The 19,347-nt window shown below is 70.2% G+C and carries 20 protein-coding genes; 14 read left to right on the forward strand and 6 right to left on the reverse strand.

Annotation, left to right across the window (positions count from 1 at the left end):
- Positions 1–40 precede the first annotated feature (40 nt).
- A complete protein-coding gene (locus ACLQ2Q_RS18675) occupies positions 41–829 on the reverse strand; it encodes an ABC transporter permease (protein ID WP_425822675.1) in 789 nt (262 codons plus the stop codon).
- A complete protein-coding gene (locus ACLQ2Q_RS18680) occupies positions 826–1,722 on the reverse strand; it encodes an ATP-binding cassette domain-containing protein (RefSeq protein ID WP_425822677.1) in 897 nt (298 codons plus the stop codon). Before ACLQ2Q_RS18680 ends, ACLQ2Q_RS18675 begins: the two co-directional genes overlap by 4 nt.
- Positions 1,723–1,820: 98 nt before the next feature.
- Here ACLQ2Q_RS18680 and ACLQ2Q_RS18685 point away from each other — a divergent pair, with 98 nt between their 5' ends.
- From ACLQ2Q_RS18685 to ACLQ2Q_RS18705, 5 genes are all read left to right on the forward strand, one after another.
- The gene (locus ACLQ2Q_RS18685) at positions 1,821–2,750 is read left to right on the forward strand and encodes a TetR/AcrR family transcriptional regulator C-terminal domain-containing protein (protein WP_425822679.1); all 930 of its coding nucleotides are present in this window, start codon (positions 1,821–1,823) and stop codon (positions 2,748–2,750) included.
- 89 nt (positions 2,751–2,839) lie between these two features.
- On the forward strand, positions 2,840–3,031 hold the full coding sequence (locus tag ACLQ2Q_RS18690) for a helix-turn-helix domain-containing protein (protein WP_425822681.1): 192 nt from the start codon (positions 2,840–2,842) through the stop codon (positions 3,029–3,031).
- A 114-nt stretch (positions 3,032–3,145) separates the two neighbouring features.
- Complete coding sequence (locus tag ACLQ2Q_RS18695) at positions 3,146–3,244, forward strand: 30S ribosomal protein bS22 (RefSeq protein WP_003792170.1); 99 nt, start codon at positions 3,146–3,148, stop codon at positions 3,242–3,244.
- Between the two features lie 106 nt (positions 3,245–3,350).
- Positions 3,351–3,644, forward strand: a complete 294-nt coding sequence (locus tag ACLQ2Q_RS18700; RefSeq protein WP_425822683.1) for a rhodanese-like domain-containing protein — start codon at positions 3,351–3,353, stop codon at positions 3,642–3,644.
- 53 nt (positions 3,645–3,697) lie between these two features.
- Positions 3,698–3,964 carry a glutaredoxin family protein gene (locus ACLQ2Q_RS18705; RefSeq protein WP_425822685.1) on the forward strand — a complete coding sequence of 89 codons (267 nt, stop codon included), beginning with the start codon at positions 3,698–3,700 and terminating at the stop codon, positions 3,962–3,964.
- 139 nt (positions 3,965–4,103) lie between these two features.
- Here ACLQ2Q_RS18705 and aspS read toward each other — a convergent pair whose 3' ends face one another.
- Positions 4,104–5,507, reverse strand: a complete 1,404-nt coding sequence (aspS, locus tag ACLQ2Q_RS18710) for an aspartate--tRNA(Asn) ligase (protein WP_425822687.1) — start codon at positions 5,505–5,507, stop codon at positions 4,104–4,106.
- A gap of 77 nt (positions 5,508–5,584) precedes the next feature.
- Between aspS and ACLQ2Q_RS18715 the strand changes: the two genes are divergently transcribed.
- From ACLQ2Q_RS18715 to ccsB, 6 genes are read left to right on the forward strand one after another with little or no spacing between them, the layout of a single operon-like run.
- Positions 5,585–6,034, forward strand: a complete 450-nt coding sequence (locus tag ACLQ2Q_RS18715) for a DUF6264 family protein (RefSeq protein ID WP_425822689.1) — start codon at positions 5,585–5,587, stop codon at positions 6,032–6,034.
- Between the two features lie 53 nt (positions 6,035–6,087).
- Entirely contained in the window at positions 6,088–6,717 is a 630-nt protein-coding gene (locus ACLQ2Q_RS18720) for a histidine phosphatase family protein (protein WP_425822691.1), read from the forward strand.
- Positions 6,717–7,316, forward strand: coding sequence for a TlpA family protein disulfide reductase (locus tag ACLQ2Q_RS18725; protein WP_425822693.1), 600 nt, complete (start codon positions 6,717–6,719; stop codon positions 7,314–7,316). Before ACLQ2Q_RS18720 ends, ACLQ2Q_RS18725 begins: the two co-directional genes overlap by 1 nt.
- Entirely contained in the window at positions 7,313–8,152 is an 840-nt protein-coding gene (locus tag ACLQ2Q_RS18730) for a cytochrome c biogenesis CcdA family protein (RefSeq protein ID WP_425822695.1), read from the forward strand. Before ACLQ2Q_RS18725 ends, ACLQ2Q_RS18730 begins: the two co-directional genes overlap by 4 nt.
- Positions 8,133–9,851 (forward strand): cytochrome c biogenesis protein ResB, encoded by a 1,719-nt coding sequence (gene resB, locus ACLQ2Q_RS18735; protein ID WP_425822697.1) that lies wholly within the window; start codon positions 8,133–8,135, stop codon positions 9,849–9,851. Before ACLQ2Q_RS18730 ends, resB begins: the two co-directional genes overlap by 20 nt.
- 4 nt (positions 9,852–9,855) lie before the next feature.
- Positions 9,856–10,908 carry a c-type cytochrome biogenesis protein CcsB gene (gene ccsB / locus ACLQ2Q_RS18740; RefSeq protein WP_425822699.1) on the forward strand — a complete coding sequence of 351 codons (1,053 nt, stop codon included), beginning with the start codon at positions 9,856–9,858 and terminating at the stop codon, positions 10,906–10,908.
- Between the two features lie 129 nt (positions 10,909–11,037).
- On the opposite strand, the gene ACLQ2Q_RS18745 is transcribed toward ccsB, so the two are convergent.
- Positions 11,038–13,017 carry a YhgE/Pip domain-containing protein gene (locus ACLQ2Q_RS18745; protein ID WP_425822701.1) on the reverse strand — a complete coding sequence of 660 codons (1,980 nt, stop codon included), beginning with the start codon at positions 13,015–13,017 and terminating at the stop codon, positions 11,038–11,040.
- The gene (locus ACLQ2Q_RS18750; protein WP_425822703.1) at positions 13,014–15,941 is read right to left on the reverse strand and encodes an efflux RND transporter permease subunit; all 2,928 of its coding nucleotides are present in this window, start codon (positions 15,939–15,941) and stop codon (positions 13,014–13,016) included. The genes ACLQ2Q_RS18745 and ACLQ2Q_RS18750 overlap by 4 nt, the downstream gene beginning before the upstream one ends.
- Positions 15,942–16,086: 145 nt before the next feature.
- Here ACLQ2Q_RS18750 and ACLQ2Q_RS18755 point away from each other — a divergent pair, with 145 nt between their 5' ends.
- Positions 16,087–16,734, forward strand: a complete 648-nt coding sequence (locus ACLQ2Q_RS18755; RefSeq protein ID WP_425822705.1) for a TetR/AcrR family transcriptional regulator — start codon at positions 16,087–16,089, stop codon at positions 16,732–16,734.
- Between the two features lie 3 nt (positions 16,735–16,737).
- Here the strand turns inward: ACLQ2Q_RS18755 and ACLQ2Q_RS18760 are convergent, their stop codons facing one another.
- Positions 16,738–17,745, reverse strand: coding sequence for an o-succinylbenzoate synthase (locus ACLQ2Q_RS18760; RefSeq protein ID WP_425822707.1), 1,008 nt, complete (start codon positions 17,743–17,745; stop codon positions 16,738–16,740).
- 280 nt (positions 17,746–18,025) lie between these two features.
- On the opposite strand from ACLQ2Q_RS18760, the gene ACLQ2Q_RS18765 reads away from it, so the two are divergent.
- On the forward strand, positions 18,026–18,361 hold the full coding sequence (locus tag ACLQ2Q_RS18765) for a PadR family transcriptional regulator (protein ID WP_425822709.1): 336 nt from the start codon (positions 18,026–18,028) through the stop codon (positions 18,359–18,361).
- A gap of 1 nt (position 18,362) precedes the next feature.
- On the forward strand, positions 18,363–19,343 hold the full coding sequence (locus tag ACLQ2Q_RS18770; protein ID WP_425822711.1) for a permease prefix domain 1-containing protein: 981 nt from the start codon (positions 18,363–18,365) through the stop codon (positions 19,341–19,343).
- Positions 19,344–19,347 lie beyond the last annotated feature (4 nt).

The raw sequence follows: 19,347 nt of genomic DNA on the forward strand, positions 1-19,347 counted from the left end.
CGAGGTATCCGTTATGGGCGGGTTATGGATCCGCTGGGAGTCAGCGGCGACCCGCCTTGCGGCGGAACAGCCACGCACCCCAGACCACAGCGCCCGTGAGGATCGCGACGCACCAGCCGAGCGCCCACCACGGCTCCGTCCCCATCGGCAGGTCGAACAGCAGCCCGCGGATGGTCTCGATGATCGGCGTGATCGGCTGGTTCTCGGCGAACCACTGCAGCCAGGTCGGCATCGTGTCGACCGGCACGAAGGCGCTCGAGAGGTAGGGCAGGAACAGGATGATGAAGCCGTATCCGCTCGCCGCCTCTGGGCTGCCCGCCGCGAGGCCGATCGCCGCGAAGAGGTAGGTGATGGTGAGGATGTAGAGAGCGATCATCGCGACCGCCCCGATCCAGCCCCACACGTCGGCCGTCGGACGGAAGCCGACCAGCAGGGCGACCCCGATCACGACTCCTGTCGCGAGCAGGTTGCGTACGAGGCTCGCCACCACGTGCCCCGTCAGCACTGCGCCGCTGCGCAGCGGCATCGTGCGGATGCGATCGATGATGCCGCTCTTCATGTCCCCCGCGACATACACCGCGGTCGAGGCGGCGCCGAAGCCGGCGCAGAGCAGGATGATTCCAGGGACGACGTAGTTCACGTAGCCGCCGGCCGGATCGATCGCGTTGCCGAAGACGAACGTGAACAGCAGCATCAGCATGATCGGCAGCATGATCGCCATCAGCAGCGATTCGCCGTCCCGGAGAGAGTGGGTGAGACTGCGCTTCACGAACACCGACTCGGCGGTCAGGCCGGTGATGCGGGGGCGAAGAAGGGTCGCGGTGGTCATCGCTGCTCCTGAAGGTGCACGGGGCGGCCGGCGCCCGGATCGGTGAGGGTGAGGAAGACGTCATCGAGGCTCGGCCGCCGCAGTGTGACCGTTCCCTCGGCACCGCTGCGGTCGAGTTCGTCGAGTGCGCGGCGGAGCCCCCCGACAGTTCCGTCCGTGGGGATCTCCCTGATCGGCTCGCCGGCGGCATCGCGCACCTCGACGGTCTCGACGCCGACCGCGGCTTTGAGCTGGTCGGGTGTGCCGGTCGCGACGATGCGTCCGGCGTCGAGCACCGCGATGCGGTTCGCGAGCTGATCGGCCTCCTCCAGGTACTGGGTGGTGAGCAGCACCGTGGTGCCGGCGTGGGCGAGGGATCGGATGACGTCCCACAGCTCCCGCCGGCTGCGGGTGTCCAGACCCGTCGTCGGCTCGTCGAGGAAGAGCACGCTGGGCGCGACGACGAAGCTGAGGGCGAGGTCGAGCCTGCGGCGCAGCCCGCCGGAGTACGACCCGACCCGCCGACCAGCGGCATCCGTCAGCGCGAAGCTTTCGAGCAGTTCCGCGGCGCGCGCCTTCGCCGTCGCCGAGGAGAGCCCCGAGAGCCGCCCCATCATCACGAGGTTCTCGGCGCCGGTGAGCACGTCGTCGACCGCGGCGGACTGCCCGGTGAGCGCGATGCGCTGCGTCACCCCGACAGGGTCGCGGGCGACGTCGCATCCGGCGACCACAGCGGAGCCCTCGTCGAGCTGGAGCAGGGTGGTCAGGATGTTGATCGTCGTGGTCTTTCCGGCGCCGTTGACGCCCAGGAGGGCGAAGACTTCGCCCGGCTGAACCGCGAAGGACAGGCCGTCCAGAACGCGTTGCGCACCGAACGATTTGCCGACCTCGACCACCTCGATTGCTGGTTGCATGAGTGGACCCTTTATGTGTGCGGGATAAACTGTTTATGACGGTAACACACTGTTTACGACATAAACAGTCCTAGACTGAGGTCGACGAAGGGCAGGCTATGGGCGATTCCACGGACCTCGATCTGCCGCGCGGCGTCGCCCTCGCGTGGGGCGTCAGCGCGGACCCGCAGCGCGGGCCCAAGCGCGAGATGAGCGTCGAGAAGATCGTCGACGCCGCCGTCGAGCTGGCTGACGCGGAGGGACTGGGCGCGGTCTCGATGGCCGCCGTCGCCACCCGCCTCGGCTACACCCCGATGTCGCTCTACCGGTACGTGAGCGCCAAGGACGACCTCATGCTGCTCATGCAGGAGGCCGCGACGGGCCTCCCGCCGGCGTCGGTGCGAGACGTCGACGGCTGGCGGGAGCGGCTTCGTGCCATCTTCCGGGCGATGCTCGACATCTACCTGCGCCACTCATGGATGATCGACGTGCCGATCACCGGTTCCCCGACGACCCCCAACAGCTCGGCGTGGATGGAGGTCGTGCTCGAGGCGGTGGACGAGACGCCGTTGTCGGCGGAGGAGCGGCTTGCGGTCACCCTCCTCGTCACCGGGCAGGCGCGGTGGTACGGCACCGTGCTCGCCGGGTATGCGGCGACCGGCCGCGCGACCGGCCTCACGCCCGAGCAGATCACTCTGCGCGAGGCCGCGCTCTTCGACGGGCTCATCTCGGCGGACGAGTTCCCGTCACTGCGCCGCGCGATCGACGCCGGAGTGTTCCTCTCTCCCGACGACCCGTTCATGTTCGGGTTCGAGCGGATCCTCGACGGCCTCGCTGCGTACATCGACCGCCTCGAGGCCGGAGGTGCCCGCCCCGCTCCCGCCGGCTGGGCGACGCTGGACGATGCCGGGGTGGCCTCCGACAAGAAATACCGCGAAGCGCAGAAAGCGCTTCGGGATGCCGAGAAGGCACTGCGTGACGCGCAGCGCCATGTGCGCCAGACGCTGCGGGAGGCCCGCGAGCGGGCGGGCCGGCATCCGAGTGCGTAAGAGGCTTCGTCCCATCAGCCACATGGGTTTACAGGCGTCGCATCAACCCCATAGAGTGTGCTCAGCATCATACTGGGGGAGGGGGAAGCATGGCCGAACTGCCGGATGTCCGCTTCCTGACCGTCGCAGAGGTCGCCGCGATCATGCGCGTGTCGAAGATGACCGTCTACCGACTCGTGCACGCCGGGGAACTGCCCGCCGTGCGCTTCGGGCGGAGCTATCGGGTACCCGAGACCGCCGTGACCGACGCCCTCCAGCGACCGGTCTCCGACGTCGGTTAACGGCCTCTTCCCGCCTGATAGACTGCCCCGAGGCATTTTTCCGCTTTGCCCGTTCCCGGGTGGCGTGCGCACTTCCGCGTCGGCCGCCCAGACCCCGACTTAGTGAGGTTTTCCGTGGGTTCAGTCATCAAGAAGCGCCGCAAGCGCATGGCGAAGAAGAAGCACCGCAAGCTGCTTCGCAAGACTCGCCACCAGCGCCGCAACAAGAAGTAGCGGCCGGGTCGGTCCGCAAGGACCGATCAGCACACAAGCGCCTGTCCGAGGACGGGCGCTTCGTGTACCCCCGGCAACCGGGTCGGCATCCGAGTAAGGAAACCCCATGGAGTCCATCACCGTTGCACAGCTGCGGGAGCGCTCGGGCGTCCCGCTGATCGATGTGCGCGAGCCCGACGAGTTCGCCGCCGGCCGCGTGCCCGGCGCGGTCAACCTCCCCATGTCGCAGCTGGGACAGCGTCTGCACGAGCTCCCCGACGGGGCGTTCGACGTGATCTGCAAGGTCGGCGGCCGCTCGGCGCGGGTCGCCGAAGCGCTGACGGCCCGCGGCTACGAGGCCGTGAACGTCGACGGTGGCACCGACGCGTGGATCCAGGCCGGGTACCCTGTCGAGTCTTGAGGTTCCGGCTCGTCGGCCGGCCGGGGCCCGGAACGCGAACCTAGGATGGTTTCGTGACCACCCTGACCCTCATCGGCAAGCCCGACTGCCACCTCTGCGATGTGGCGCACGGGGTCATCGAGCAGGTCATCGCCGGTCTTCCGGATGACGTCGCGGACCGCATCGAAGTGCTCGAGCCCTCGATCCTCGACGACCCTGCGCTCCACGACCTGTGGTGGGAGAAGATCCCCGTCGTGCTGATCGATGGCACGCTGCACTCCCACTGGCGCCTTGCGCCCGAGCGCCTGCGCGACGCGCTGCTCGACGCCGACCGCCGCTGACCCCGACTCGCCAGAATCGGTCCGGTGACCGAAACGGCGCGCGACGCGCCGAGTCCCGGTCGCTCGACCGATTCTCGCCGCGGCGGTGGGGCCTCGGAAGGGGGTCAGGGGGCGCGGCGGTGGGGCCTCGGAAGGGGGGTCAGGGAGCGAGGCGCGTGGGGCCTCGGAAAAGATAAGTGACCTCGCGGATCGAGGACTCGCCGAGCATCAGCATCAGCACCCGGGCGAGGCCCATGCCGAATCCTCCGTGCGGCGGCACGCCGTAGCGGAAGAAGTCGAAGTAGAACTGCAGGTGCTCCGGGTCGAGGCCCTTCTGCTTCGCCTGCTCCATGAGGATGTCGACGCGATGCTCGCGCTGCGCGCCGGTGGTGATCTCGACGCCGTTGTAGAGCAGGTCGTAGCTCTTCGTCAGCCCTGTCTCGTCATCCCGCATGTGGTAGAACGCGCGGATCTCGTGCGGGTAGTCCGTGATGAACACGAATTCGTGCCCGTAGGTCTCCTTCACGTGCGCCGAGATCTGACGCTCGCCCTCCGGGTCGAGGTCGCCATCGGTGCGGGGGATGTCGTATCCCCGGGCGGCGACGATGTCGCGCGCCTCGGCGAGGGGGATGCGCGGGAAGGGCACCGTGGGGGCGCTCACCGCAACCCCGAAGAGCTCCTCGATCTCGGCGCCGTGCTTGGCGGCCACCGCACCGATCGCGAAGGACAGGAGCTCCTCCTGCATCCGCGCGACGTCCTCGTGCGAGTCGATCCAGCTGATCTCGGCATCCACCGACGTGAACTCGGTCGCGTGCCGACTCGTGAACGAGGGGTCGGCGCGGTACACGTCGCCGATCTCGAAGATCTTCCCGAAACCGGCCGACTGGGCCATCTGCTTGAAGAACTGAGGACTCTGCGCCAGGTACGCGGTCTGCTCGCCGAAGTACTCGAGCGCGAACAGCTCGGCGTTGGACTCGGAGGCGGATGACATGAGCTTGGGGGAGTGGATCTCGATGTAGTCGCGCTCGATCCACCACGTGCGCATCGCGTGCTCGAGTGTCGTCTGCACCCGGAAGATGAGGTTGTTGCGGCGCTGACGCAGGTCGAGGAAGCGCCAGTCCATCCGCTTGTCCATGGCGCTGTCGGCGGCGATCGGCGTCTCGGGGAGCGCGGCGGCCGCGACATCCAGCGAGGCGACCTTGATCTCGACGCCGCCGAGCTTGACGCGCTCGTCGTGCTTCAGCTGGCCGGTGACCGTGAGGAACGTGCCGGTGGTCAGGGTCGAGATCGTGTCGGTGAGCGCGAGCGCTTCGTCTCGCTTCGCTCGCTCAGCTGGGTCCTCGGCGGTGTCCTGCGGCTCGGCGGTCCTTGAGCCTGTCGAAGGGTCCACGGGCTCGGCCGGAGGGCGGGTGGCGGGGTTCACCAGCTGCACGGCGCCGGTCTCATCGCGCAGGATGACGAACTGCACCTTCTTCTGATCGCGGACGGTCTCGACCCATCCGGATACCGTGACGGGACCGTCGGGAAGGGACTGCAGCTGCTGGACCAGAACGCGTGTACTCACGAGGGATCAGTCTACGTCGGCGGATGACGGGGCCCCGGCGCTCCCGCGGGGCCCCGCCCTCTGCCTATGATGAGCTCGTGAGCACAGAGCCCCCCGCCTGGCAGCCGCCGCCGCCCCCGGCCGCCGGCTATCCGTCGGCCGGCTACCCACCGGCCGGATATGCGCCGGCCGGGTACGGCGCGCCGGCCCAGAAGCGGCCCGTGCGCACGTGGGACATCGTGGTCACCGTCATCCTTCTCGTGCTGCTCGGTGTGCTCGCCTTCTTCATGTCGTTCTTCGGCTTCTTCCTGGCGATGGCATCGGATCCCTGCGGCGCGGTCGGGTGCAACACCGACCTGATCGCGACGGGCATGCTGACGGCGGTCGTGCTGCCCTGGGTCTTCCTGCTGCTCGCTGTGGTGGGTGCCATCGTGCTGCTCGTGCTGCGCCGGCTCGCGTTCTGGGTGCCGATCGCGGCTTCGCCGTTCCTCGTCGGCTCGTGGTTTCTGGGCGCCGCCATCGCCTCGGCGGGGGTGCCCACCGGCTGAGCGGGGAGCCGCTCTCAGGCGGCTCACCAGGTGCCGCCGCGTAGACTGGAGGGGTGCCTGCAGCCCGCCTACATCTCGTGCGCCACGGGGAGGTCGACAACCCCCGCCGAGTGCTCTACGGCCGGCTTCCCGGCTACGTGCTGAGCGATGGGGGGCACCGGATGGCGGCCGCCGCTGCTCTCCACGTCAAGAACGTCGGACGCCCCGTGACCGCCCTCGTTTGCTCGCCGCTCGAGCGCACCCGCCAGTCGGCAGAGCCCTTCACGAAGCTGTTCGGCCTCGAGCCGACCGTCGATGAGCGGGTGATCGAACCGGTCAACGTGTTCGAGGGCCGGCGGATGCAGCAGGCGCTCGCCAACCCCCTGAACTGGCGCCATCTGGTTCGCCCGAGCCTGCCCAGCTGGGGAGAGCCGTACGTGTCCATCGTGAAGCGGATGCGCGAGGCCATCGATTCGGCGTGGGACGCCGCGCCCGATGGAGACGTCGTGATCGTCTCGCACCAGGCTCCCATCTGGCTCACGCACCTCTCCGTGGCGGGCGAGCCGCTTCGTCATGACCCGCGCGATCGGCGGTGCGCGCTCTCGAGCGTCACTTCCTTCGAACGGCAGAAGGGCGGATGGGTCGAGGTCGAGTATGCGGAGCCCGTCGCCACGACCGGCGCCGTCGACGTCGGGGCGGTCTGATGCCCGGCATCCGCCCGCTCGCCGCGGCCGCGCTCGCCGCGACCCTCGCGCTCGCTCTCGTCGGCTGCACCGACGATTCCCTTGCGGAGCAGTACCGCGCCGGAGACAACAAGGGCTACATCACGGCTGACGGCCGCGTGCAGGAGATCCCGGATGCCGAACGCGGCGAGCCGGTGGAGTTCGCGGGAGTCACGGAGACGGGCGAGCGATTCTCCAGCGCGGACGTCGCCGGCGATGTGGTCGTGGTCAACTTCTGGTACGCCGCGTGCGGGCCGTGCCGGGTCGAGGCCGAGGACCTCGAGTCGGTGTGGCAGGAGTACCAGGGCCAGAACGTCTCGTTCGTCGGCGTCAACACGCTCGACCAAGCCGACACCGCGCAGGCCTTCGCCGAGACCTACGGCATCACCTATCCGAGCATCATCGACGTGAACGAGGGATCGGCCAAGCTGGCCTTCGCCGGTGCGACGCCCATCAACGCAACGCCGACGACGCTCGTGCTCGATGCGACGGGGCGTGTCGCGGCCCGTATCGTGGGGCAGCTCGACGGCGTATCCACCCTCTCCACCCTCGTGGGCGACGCGCTCGCGGACAGCTCGTGAATCCCGTCGCGGTCATCTTCGACGGGGCGCTCTGGGTGGCCATCCCCATCGCGATGCTCGCCGGGCTCGTCTCGTTCCTCTCGCCGTGCGTGCTGCCTCTTGTCCCCGGTTACCTCGGATTCATCGGGGCCGCCGTGTCGCCGGCCCCGGCGCGCAGTCCGATCGCTATCGACGCCTCGACAGGCTCGGCGACCGGGGCCGCGTCGACGACCGGGCTGACGCAGGCGGTCGCTGAGCCTGTCGAAGCGTCGCTCCCCGGCCGCGGACGGCTGCTCGGGGGAGTGCTGCTCTTCATCGCCGGGTTCACGGTCGTGTTCGTGGCCGTCGCGGTGCTGGGCGGAACCCTCGGGCGCTTCTTCCTGGAGTACGCGGACATCATCACGCGGGTGCTCGGCGTGCTCGTCCTCCTCCTGGGACTGGTCTTCATCGGCGTGTTCGGCTTCGCCCAGCGCACCTACCGCCCGGCTCTCCGCGGCAACCTCGGCCTCGTCGGGGCGCCCCTCCTCGGGGTGGCCATGGGGATCGGGTGGACCCCGTGCATCGGCCCTACCCTCGCCGCCATCATCGCGCTCTCCTGGAATGTCGGGGATCCCGGTCGGGCCGCGCTGCTCGGCGTCGCCTACTCGCTCGGCCTCGGCATCCCGTTCCTCCTGCTCGCCATCGGATTCGGCTGGGCCACCCGCTCCGTAACCTTCCTCAAGCGCCACATCCGCGCGGTGAACATCCTCGGCGGGGCGCTCCTCGTGGCGCTCGGCGTGCTCATGGTCACGGGCGTCTGGACCGACGTGATGACGCGGCTCGGGGCGGTGATCGGCAGTGTCGAGCTCCCGCTCTAGCGCCACCAGCCCGGGTGCGGAGAACGACCCGCTGCGCCCGTCCGACCACCTCGAGAGCAACGACATCACGCAGCCGGCGCTCGGGCCGATGGGGTGGATCCGATGGGCCTGGCGACAGGTCACCAGCATGCGCACGGCGCTCGTGCTGCTGCTGCTGCTCGCGATCGCGGCGGTGCCGGGCTCGATCGTCCCCCAGCGCAGCGCCGACCCGAACGGGGTCACGCAGTACTTCACCGACAACCCGGACCTCGCGCCGGTGCTCGATAACCTGCAGCTGTTCGACGTCTACACCTCGGTGTGGTTCTCGGCGATCTACATCCTTCTCTTCGTCTCGCTGATCGGCTGCGTCATCCCGCGCACGCAGCACCACTGGAAGGCGCTGCGCGCCCGCCCGCCTCGCACGCCCGCACGGCTCTCCCGCCTCGACGCCTATCGCGAGGAGCTGGTCGAGGTGGCCGACGAGGGCGCGCACGGTTCCCCGTCGCCTGCCGCCGTCGAGGCTTCCGCCGCCGTCGACCGCGCGACCAAGCAGCTGCGAGCGGGCGGCTACCGGGTCGAGCGGTACGACTCCCGTGGATCGTTCTCGGTCTCGGCCGAACGCGGGTACCTGCGCGAGACAGGCAACCTGGTCTTCCACGCGGCCCTGGTCGGGGTGCTGCTCGCCGTGGGACTGGGCGGGGGCTTCGCCTACACAGGCCAGCGGGTCATCGTCGAGGGCACCACGTTCGTCAACACGCTGCTGGATTATTCATCGATGAACAGGGGGCGCTTCGTCTCCGAGGGCGCGCTCCCGCCGTACGCGATGACCCTCGACTCCTTCGACGTGACGTACCAGCCGTTGGGGACGAACGCCGCCGGCCAGGCGGGCGACTTCTCGGCGAACGTGACGGTGCGGACGCCGGACGGCGAGACGAGCGTGGGTGCGGTCAGGGTCAACCACCCGCTCGACATCGCGGGCGACAAGATCTACCTGCTCGGCAACGGATACGCCCCGACGATCGTGATCCGCAACGCCGAGGGCGAGGTGGTCTTCGACGAGTCCGTCCCGTTCCTTCCGCAGGACTCCAACATGACGTCCCTCGGCGTCGTCAAGGTGCCCGACGGCATGCCGGAGCAGCTGGGGATGGTCGGCTTCTTCTACCCCACTCAGGTCGCGCTCGACACGGGCGCCTTCACCTCGCGATACCCGGCGCTGGTCAATCCGTCGCTCACGCTGAACGTGTACGAGGGCGACCTCGGCATCGACGACGGGACCCCGCGCTCCGTGTACGTGCTGGACCCGAGCGAGATGACCCAGCTGACGGGCGGCAAGACCGGCGTGGACTCCATCGAGCTCGCACCGGGTGAGACCGCCGACCTGCCGAACGGCCTCGGCACGATCACCTTCGTCGACGAGACGCCGGCCGGCGCAGCCGCGGGATACGGCGAGTCGGTCAAGCGGTTCGCATCGCTGCAAGTGCACCGAGACGCGTCGGCGGTGTGGGTGCTCGTGTTCGCGGTGCTCGCCCTGCTCGGCCTGCTCACCGCGCTGTTCGTCCCACGGCGGCGGATGTGGGTGAAGGCGACTCCCGACGGGTCGATCGTGCGCATCGAGTACGCCGGCCTTGCCCGCGGCGAGGACCCGGCGCTGGCCGCCGCGGTCGAGCAGTTCGCCGCCCGCCACCAGTCGGCCGGGCGCGAAACCCCGCACGTAGACTGAGGACATGCCCGGCGAAGCCCTCTCCCTCGACGCCGTCTCGATCGTGCTGATCTGGACAGCGATCGCCCTCTACGCCCTCGCATTCGTGGCGTACGCGTTCGACCTGGCGCGACGCTCGTCGGCGGCGGTGGACGCTCAGGATGCCGCTGGCACGGCCCGCCTCGCGGAGCCCGTCCTGGTGGGGGCCGCCGTGCGCGGCCGCTCGGGCGCGGTCGAGGCCCGGCGCGGCTCTCCGCTGGGTGCCGGGGAGGGACGCGGTGACGGCCCGCGCACGCGCTATGTCATGGCGCGGATCGGCACGTCGCTCACGGTGCTCGGGTTCGCCTTCCACTTCGGTGCGGCCCTCACCCGGGGCATCGCGTCGGGGCGTGTTCCGTGGTCGAACATGTACGAGTTCGCCATGACCGGCACACTGCTGATCGTGGCCGTGTACCTCGTGGTGCTCCTGCGGTACGACCTGCGGTTCCTCGGAACCTTCATCACCGGGCTCGTCGTGCTCCTCCTCGGCGGGGCCGCCCTCGCGTTCTACGTCGAGATCGTGCCGCTGATGGATCCCCTGAAGAGCATCTGGCTCGTCATCCACGTCTTCGTCGCCTCGCTCGGCACCGCATTCTTCGCCCTCGCCTTCGCCCTCTCGGTGCTCCAGCTCATGCAGACCAAGCGCGAGACGCGGGCCCTCGTCGCGGCGGGGGGCGGCGAGGCGCCCACGCGCCGCAGCCCGGGATTCCTCCGCACGCTGCCGTCCGCCGAGGCGCTGGAGGCCCTCGCCTACCGCTTCGCCATCATCGGCTTCATCTTCTGGACATTCACCCTCATCGCCGGCTCGATCTGGGCGCAGGACGCCTGGGGACGCTACTGGGGCTTCGACACCAAAGAGGTCTGGACGTTCGTGATCTGGGTGCTGTACGCAGGCTATATCCACGCACGCGCGACGCGCGGTTGGCGCGGCACCCGGTCGGCGTGGCTGTCCATCATCGGGTTCTCGGCCGTGCTCTTCAACTTCACGATCGTCAACATGTTCTTCAAGGGCCTGCACGTCTATTCCGGACTGAACTGAGTTCAGCCGGGTGGGCCCGTCGGGACGGCGAGGAGCGATCGGTTCCGCACGGCCAGCGCGCGAGCGTGCCTGCGCGGGCGCGGGGTTTCGTGAGAACCTCCGCGCCCGCGCTTCAGTCGAGCTCGGGCGCTACGCCGGCACGGGGGAGGGTGCGAGCAGATCGGCCGGGCGCGCGATCCGCCTGCGGGCCACCGCCAGGGTCGTCGCCACGAAGGCCAGCACCGACCAGATCAGCAGTCCGGCGACCGCCGCACCGAGGCCGCCGGTCTCGGTCAGCGCCGCCAGCATGCCGTTGTAGGCGGGAGTGGTGGGAAGCAGCGCCGCCATGTCCGCGAGCACGCTGGGGACGGTCGAGACCACTCCGGTGGCCACGGCCAGCACGCCGACGAGGGCCGCGAGCCAGCGACCCGCACCCCCGAACACCGCCACGAGCGCCTGGTTGACCGCCGCGAAGGCCACGCCGGCGACGACGCAGAGCACCGCGAACAGCGACCAGGCTCCCCACTCGTACGAGGCTGCGAGCTGCACGACACCCGCCACCAGCAATCCCTGCACGGCACCGAGCACGGCGGCGGGTGCGAGGCCGCGGAGCGCCAGCACCGCCGACGGCGCACGCGAGGTGAGCGCACGGCGCGATGCCGCCTGCAGTGCCACGAAGGTGCCGAGGCCGCCGAACCACAGGGCGAGGGTCGCGAGCAGCGGCACGGCCGATGCGCCGAACAGCGAGGATCCGAGCCCGTCGGTCGCGACGGGGTCTGCGACGACGGTGGCGAGGCTGGTGGCCTCGTTCTCGGAATACGACGGCACCGCCTCGGATGCCTGGTCCAGGCCGTCCGCGAGCGTGGTGGTTCCCGTCGCCAGCTCGGTGATGCCACCGGCGAGCGAGGTCGCCCCCGTGCCGGCCTGATCGATGCCTCCGGCCAGCTGCGCGGCGCCGTCGCCGAGCTGCCGAGCGCCGTCCGCCGACTGCTCCGTGCCGCCGGCGAGCTGACCGAGGCCGCCCGAGAGGGCGCTCACGTTGTCCGCGATCGTGCGGAACCGACCGGCGAACTCGGCGGTCGCCGCCTGGTCGAACTGCGTCAGAGCGCCGGACGCGTACCCCGCCGCGGTGGCGGCGTCGACCGCGGAGAGCGCGGCGGCGCCTGTGCCGGCCGCTGCGGTGGCGAGCGTCGCGCAGAACGCGGCGTCGGTGCTGACCGTCGGGCACTGCGCCGCCAGCTGACCGAGCGTCGGGGCGACCGCCCCGATCTGTGCGGCGGTCGCGGCGGAGTCCGCCGCGGCATCCGCGGCATAGCCGCTGACCACGTCCGGCACGAGGCCGTTCGCCTCGAGCTGGTCGGCTCCGCCGTAGACGCCGGCCGCGAGCTGCGTGGCTCCGGATGCCGCGTCGCGCGTTCCGGAGGCGATGGTGTCGAGGCCGCCGGCGAGTTCGCCCGCACCGGAAGCAAGGCCGCTCGCGCCCGAGCTCAGCTGGCCCGAGCCGTCGGCGAGGGCGGTCGCGCCGCCGGCCGCCTGCGTGGCGCCATCCGCGAGCTGCCGGGCGCCGGACGCAGCCTCGCCGAGCTGATCGCCGAGGGTCGTGAATCCGAGGAAGACGTTCTCGAGATACACCTCGGAGAGCTGGGTGCCCATGATGCTCGCGGCCGCGGAGGTCACCTGCGCGGTGATCGCGTCGTCGACGACCTTCGAGTCCGGCGGCGTGGACACCTCGATGAGGGCCTGCTCCGGCGACCCGCCGGGGGCGGTCGAGGTGGCCGCAGCGGAGAAGTTCTGCGGAATGGTGACGACGGCCTGGTACGTGCCGTCGGCCAGACCCTCGGCGGCGTCCTCGGCGTTCGAGATCGTCCAGTCCAGGTTGCTGGCGATCTCGTCGGAGCCTTCGACGAGTCCGGCCGTCAGCTGGCGCCCGAGCGGAACCGTCTGGCCGTCGATCTCGACCGCCTCGTCCTCGTTCACGATGGCGGCGCTCATGGAGTCGAGCCGCTCGGCCGGGTTGTACAGGGCGGCGACGAGGATGCCGCCGATCAGCACGGGAAGAAGCAGCACGCCGATGATCGTGAGCCAGGTGACGGGGCGCCGCGTGCGGGCGCGCTCGATGTGGAGGGTCATGCGGGCACCTCTGTCGAAAGGGCGGATGTCGGAAGGGTCGACCGGGTGTCGTCGCCGGGCACGGCATCGAGGGGCGCGGGAGCGCCCGCGGAGGCGGGCCCGTGCGGCACGGAGACGTCGAGAACTGGCGCGTCGGGCCACCCGGCGTCGGAGAGGAGGGAGCGGGCGGCGTCGACGTGTGTCGATGACGCCAGCACGGTCAGCTCGGGGGTCGCGGCCGCGGCGTCGCGAAGGGCCGCGGCCGCCTGGTCGTGCTCGGAGCCGGCGGCGAAGGCATCCAGCCCGTCGATCACGAGGATCCGGGGCCGCCCCGCCAGTGCCTCGCGCACGTCGCGCAACGGGTCGGTGGAGCCCTCGAGCAGCGCGACGCCGACGTGCGCGCGCACCCACGCCTCGCGTCCGGGCAGGAGGTGGCCCCCGACCCTCAGGCGACCCTCGACCGGCGCCCGGCCGGAGAGCGCCAGCAGCAGCGCGCGCGGTCCGCGGGCGTCCGGAGCGGTGACCAGCACGGCTTCGCCGGGCTCCACCCGCAGCGAGACACGGTCGACGAGTCGTACGTCGCCGGCCGAGACGGCGACATCCTCGCCCACCACGGCGGCCGTGGTGTCCGGTTCGGGCCATTCGGCCAGCGACAGCTCGCGCTCGACGGCCTCGCCCTCGATGTCGAAGTGGGGCAGCGTGCGCTCCAGCCAGCGGGGCAGCCACCACGCGTTGTCGCCGAGCAGCGCCATCACGGCCGGCGTCAGCGTCATCCGCACGAGGAAGGCGTCGATCACGATACCGACGGCGAGGCCGAGTGCGATCGGCTTCAGCGACGCGTCGCCCTCTGGGACGAAGGCGGCGAAGACGGCGAACATGATGAGCGCGGCGGCCGTGACCACGCGCGCCGACGATGTGAAGCCCGACCGGATGGCCGCCAGCGCGGTGGCGCGCGCCTCCGCCTTCGTGGCCCCCGCCGTGCGGGCGTGGACGTAGTCCTCACGCATGCGGGAGACGAGGAAGACCTCGTAGTCCATCGCCAGGCCGAACAGCACGCCCATGAGCACGATGGGCATGAAGCTGATGATCGGTCCGGTGCGGGTGACGTGCAGCACGTCTGCCAGCCAGCCCCATTCGAAGACCGCGGCGACGACGCCGAATGCGGCGGCGACGGAGAGCAGGTAGCCGAGGGCGGCCTTGATCGGCACCGCGATGGAGCGGAAGACGATGGCGAGCAGCACGAGGGACAGGCCGACGACGAAGACGCCGAACGGGATCAGGGCGCGACCGAGTTGGTCGGAGATGTCGATGGCGACGGCCGTGAACCCGGTCACCTTGACATCGATGCCGAACTCGTCGAGCCACCGGTCGTGCTGGGCGCGCAGCTCGCGCACGAGCTCGGCGGTGGCGGGGTCATCCGGCGCCGTCTCGGGCACGATCTGCACGATGCCGGTGTCGGCCGTCTCGTTGGGGACGGCCAGCGCGATCGTCTCGACGCCCGGCAGGCGCTCGACATCGTCGGCGAGGTCCTCCATGAGCCCGAGGGGGTCGGTCGAGGTCACGATGGTGCCGGTCAGGATGAGCGGCCCGTTGAAGCCCGGTCCGAACTCCTCGGCCACGAGGTCGTAGCTCTGCCGCGCCTCGTTCTCCTCGGGGAGCATTCCGGCGTTCGGCAGTGCGAGCGCGAGGCTCGCGGCGGGGATCGCCATGATGCCGAGCGTGAGGACGACGGCGACGGTCGTGACGACGGGGTGCTTCGTGATGAGGGTCACCCAGCGTGTGGCGAACCCGCGCTTCTGGCGGGAGGCCGTCGCTCTCATCCGTTCGGTCCCCGAGCCTGTCGAGGGGTCGCCCTCTCGCCCCGACGACGCTTCGACAGGCTCAGCGACCGACGCCTTCGAGCGAGACGAAGCGCGCTTCGGGCGCCCGACGACGCGCCCCTTCACGAATCCGAGCATGGCCGGCGTAAGCGTCAGGGCCACCAGCACCGCGATCGCCACGGCCACGGCCGCCGCGATCCCCATGGTCGTCAGGAACGGGATGCCGGCGAAGCCGAGGCCGATGAGCGCGATGAGCACCGTGATGCCCGCGAACACCACCGCAGATCCGGCGGTGCCGGTCGCTCTCGCCGTCGACTCCTCCGGATCAACCCCCGCCCGCACCTGGTCCTGATGTCGGGCCACGATGAAGAGCGCGTAGTCGATGCCCACGGCCAGCCCCAGCATGAGGGCCAGCAGCGGGGTGGTCGAGGAGATGCTGGCGAACGCGGTCGACAGGAAGATCAGCGCGATCGACAGCCCGACGCCGATGATGGCGGTCAGCAGAGGGAGCCCGGCGACCACGAACGAGCGGAACGTGACGATCAGCACGAGCAGGGCGATGACGAGCCCGACGGCCTCGGTCAGGGTCACTCCGGGCACCGAGACGGCGAAGAGATCGCCGCCGAGCTCGACCTGGGAACCGGCGGGCAGTTCCTCTCGCAGCTCCGCCGCGATATCCGTCAGCGCGGTCTTCGTGCCGGCAGGCACATCCGTGGCCTGTCCGTCGAACTGCATGCGGACGATCGCGGCGTCTCCGTCGTCGGAGACCTGGCCGTTCACGATCTCATTGAAGGGGTCGGTGACGGCGAGCATCCCGTCGAGGTCCTCGAGCTCGGCGATGGTGTCGGCGATCGCGGCGGCGTACGGATCCTCGTCGATCGGCGCTCCGTCGGCCGTGACGATGATCGCCTGGGCGCTGGTGCCGCTGGCCTGCGGGAAGGTGCGGCTCAGCTGTTCGATGCCCGCCTGCGACTCGGTGCCGGGGATCGAGAACGAATTGTCCGTGCCCTGCCCGAGGGTCAGCGCGCCGGCGCCGGCGATGCCGAGCAGCAGCAGCCAGGCCACCAGTACGCGCCACGAGTGTCGGTACGACCAGCGACCGAGGGAGTACAGCAGGGTGGACACGACGCCTCCAGGATGACGATGCAGTTGTTACGACTTCGATGCAGCGGTTCCGATACGGCGATGTATCCGATACATAGGTGTATCGTATGGTAGCTGCTCATCACAAGCCTGTGGAGTTCGTGTGAGATCGCCCGAGGAGGTGCTCGTGACCGACACCGCACCGCGCGTAGCCACGCGCAGTCGTGAGAACACGCGCGCGCGTCTGCTGGATGCCGCCGCGGAGGTGTTCGCCGAGGTCGGCCTCGACGTGGCATCCGTCGAAGCGGTCTGCGAGCGCGCCGGCTTCACCCGCGGCGCCTTCTATTCGAACTTCGAGAGCAAGGACGAGCTGTTCCTCGAGTTGTCCGCGCGCGTGGCGCGCGAGCGGGTGGATGCCGTGAAGGCGCGCGTCGCGGAACTGGAGTCCGGCGGCGGCTTGGCGCCGGCACCGACCGACGCGCTGCAGATCGTCGAGCAGGTGCTCGATGTCAGCGGTGATGACCGTCTCGGCGTGCTGTTGATGAGCGAGATCCGCAACCACGCCCTCCGCTCACCGGCGCTCGCGGCCGCCTACCTCGCGCAGGAGGAGGAGATGGTCCGGGGAGTCACGCAGATCATCGATGACATCGCCCGCGCCAAGACTCTCCGCTTCCGCGTGCCGCCGGAGCAGGCCGCCAGACTGATGCTCACGACGTGGGAGAGCGCCTCGGTACGGGCCGCGATGGCCGGTCTCGACTACGAGGCGATGTGCCGTCGCACAAGCGAGGAGATCGCCCGCGTCGCACAGCTCATCATCGAGCCGCCCGCCGTCTGACCCTCAGGCCCCCGACTCCAGCATCGCGTGGCAGCGCGCGAGCCGGTCCAGCCACCAGGTCCGCCGATCATCCGTCGCCGCCAGAGCGTCCAGGCGCGCGGCATCCGGGGCGACCCGCCCCACGCCGATCGCGCCGCCGTGCGGCACCAGCGGCGGGTCGGCGACGTCGGTGACGAAGAGCGACGCGGTCCCGAGTCCGCAGTCGTAATCGAGCTCCGGCAGCGCCGCGGCGAGGACCGCGCCCATCGAGAGCCCCACCGACGTATCGAGCGCGCTCGACACCACCGCCGGCAGGCCCGCCTCTGCGACGATGGCCAGCGCCCGCCGCACTCCACCGAGAGGCTGCGCCTTGATCACGAGGATGTCGGCGGCCCCGGCTCTGGCGACCGCGATCGGGTCGGACGCCTTGCGCACACTCTCGTCTGCGGCGATCGGGATGCCCATGTACTTGATGCGGCGGCGCAGCTCCGCCAGCTCGTCGACGCTCGCGCACGGCTGCTCGACATACTCGAGGTCGCAGTCCGCGAGCGCGTGCACGGCGTGCTCGGCCTCGTCCACGTTCCAGGCGCCGTTGGCGTCGATCCGCACGCGGCCCTCCGGACCGAGCGCCGCCCGGACGGCTCGCACGCGGGCCACGTCGTCGGCGAGCGACTGTCCTGGTTCGGCGACCTTGACCTTCACGGTCCGGCATCCGTCATAGCGCGCCAGCACCTCGGGAACGGAGGCCGCCGGCACCGCCGGCATCGTGGCATTCACGAGCAGCGAGTTCCGCAGCGGGGGCGGCTGGCTGCGCCACCCGAAGTCGAGCGCCGCCGCGAGCCACGACGAGGCTTCACGGTCGTCGTACTCGGCGAAGGGCGAGAACTCGGTCCAGCCCTGCGGGCCCTCGAGCAGCAGCGCTTCGCGCGTATCGACCCCGCGGAACCGGGTGACGAGGGGGAGAGCGACCACGCGCGCGGTGGCGAGCAGTTCGTCGAGGGACGGAATGGATGCCGCGGCGTCGTTGCTCACGGATCCATCATGCCCGCTCGGCCCGCCCCCCTCGCGCACGCACCGGCAGTCCGCATATGCATCCCCAGAAGCCCGCCCCCTCGCGCGCGCACCGGCATCCGCCGGCACCGTCACTCGCCCTTCGACGGGCTCGCGCTGCTCTTTCCTGCACACGAGGCGCGAATCGACGCCGCGTCGTCCGGGAAGTGCAGCGCCGACACCGGCGGTGGTCACTGCGCACGAGGTCCCAATAACAATGCGCGATTGACAATAGTGTGCGATGCACAGTAATGTGACGGACATGAGCGATGACGACATCCTGGCGATGCACCTGCAGGAACTGCGCCGCGGCACCGTGGTGCTGGCGTGCCTGCAGCTGCTGCGCACCCCCGGTTACGGGTACGGGCTGCTGGAGACGCTCGATGCCGGCGGGTTCGCCACCGACGCCAACACGCTGTACCCCCTGCTTCGTCGCCTGGAGAAGCAGGGCTACCTCGAGAGCGAGTGGAACACCGACGAGGCGCGGCCTCGCAAGTTCTACCGCACCAGCCGGGCGGGCATCGCGCTCGCCGAATCCCTCACCGCCGAATTCCGCGCGATCGCCACGGCGATCGACACTGTCACCCCGGAGAACTGACATGACGAACCTCACCGAGCGCTACATCTACGCGGCGACGCGCAGCCTGCCCGAGAAGAGCCGCGCCGACCTCACGACCGAGCTCGAGGCGTCCATCGGCGACGCCATCGACGCCCGCGTCGACGGCGGAGAGCCGCGCGCCGACGCGGAACGCGCCGTGCTCACCGACCTCGGGGACCCGGACAAGCTCGCTGCCGACTACACCGATCGGCCGACGTTCCTCGTCGGTCCCCGCTACTACTTCGAGTGGTTGCGGCTGCTGAAGCTGCTGCTGTGGATCGTGCCGGCGTGCGCGGCCTTCGGCATCGCCCTCGGCCAGGTGCTGAGCGGGGCGCCGGTCGGGACCGTCATCGGCTCGACGGTGGTCGGCGTGCTCGGCGTCATCGTGCACATCGGATTCTGGGTGACGCTGGTGTTCGCGATCCTCGAGCGCAGCGTCGACGCCAAGAACGGAAAGCCGGAGCCGTGGGCGACCTGGACCCTCGATCGACTGCCGGAGCTCCGCCCGAAGGGCCTGGGATTCTCCGACATGGTCGCCTCGCTCGTCTTCCTCGCGATCGCCGCCCTGGCGATCCTGTGGGACCGCTTCTTCGGCTTCGTCTGGGACGGCGACGTGCGGATGCCGGTGCTCAACCCGGATCTGTGGCCCTGGTGGATCGCCGGTCTCTTCGTCGTCATGCTCGGCGAGGCGGCGATGGCGATCGCCATCTACAGGAATGGCCGCTGGACGCCCGCGTTCGCCGTGGTCAACACGGTGCTGGCGCTCGCCGCGGCCGTGCCCGCGATCTGGCTGCTGCTGAACGACCAGCTGCTCAACCCCGCCTTCTTCACGACGGTCATCCCCGCGGATTCGTCGGCGGAGGTCTACACCATCGTCACCGTGCTGACCGGCTTCGGCATCGCGATCATCGCCGGCTGGGACATCATCGACGGCATCCTGAAGACCTACCGGCCGGCCCGCACCCCCGCCTGCCGCTCCTAGGCTG

It is taken from the genome of Microbacterium sp. DT81.1 (assembly GCF_049844955.1).
GTDB lineage: Bacteria > Actinomycetota > Actinomycetes > Actinomycetales > Microbacteriaceae > Microbacterium.

What these genes read in the sequence shown, in the direction of transcription:
- ACLQ2Q_RS18675 (WP_425822675.1), bottom strand. Translation starts at nt 829, where the DNA reads ATGACCACCGCGACCCTTCTTCGCCCCCGCATCACCGGCCTGACCGCC.
- ACLQ2Q_RS18680 (WP_425822677.1), bottom strand. Translation starts at nt 1,722, where the DNA reads ATGCAACCAGCAATCGAGGTGGTCGAGGTCGGCAAATCGTTCGGTGCG.
- ACLQ2Q_RS18685 (WP_425822679.1), top strand. Translation starts at nt 1,821, where the DNA reads ATGGGCGATTCCACGGACCTCGATCTGCCGCGCGGCGTCGCCCTCGCG.
- ACLQ2Q_RS18690 (WP_425822681.1), top strand. Translation starts at nt 2,840, where the DNA reads ATGGCCGAACTGCCGGATGTCCGCTTCCTGACCGTCGCAGAGGTCGCC.
- ACLQ2Q_RS18700 (WP_425822683.1), top strand. Translation starts at nt 3,351, where the DNA reads ATGGAGTCCATCACCGTTGCACAGCTGCGGGAGCGCTCGGGCGTCCCG.
- ACLQ2Q_RS18725 (WP_425822693.1), top strand. Translation starts at nt 6,717, where the DNA reads ATGCCCGGCATCCGCCCGCTCGCCGCGGCCGCGCTCGCCGCGACCCTC.
- ccsB (WP_425822699.1), top strand. Translation starts at nt 9,856, where the DNA reads ATGCCCGGCGAAGCCCTCTCCCTCGACGCCGTCTCGATCGTGCTGATC.
- ACLQ2Q_RS18745 (WP_425822701.1), bottom strand. Translation starts at nt 13,017, where the DNA reads ATGACCCTCCACATCGAGCGCGCCCGCACGCGGCGCCCCGTCACCTGG.
- ACLQ2Q_RS18765 (WP_425822709.1), top strand. Translation starts at nt 18,026, where the DNA reads ATGAGCGATGACGACATCCTGGCGATGCACCTGCAGGAACTGCGCCGC.
- ACLQ2Q_RS18770 (WP_425822711.1), top strand. Translation starts at nt 18,363, where the DNA reads ATGACGAACCTCACCGAGCGCTACATCTACGCGGCGACGCGCAGCCTG.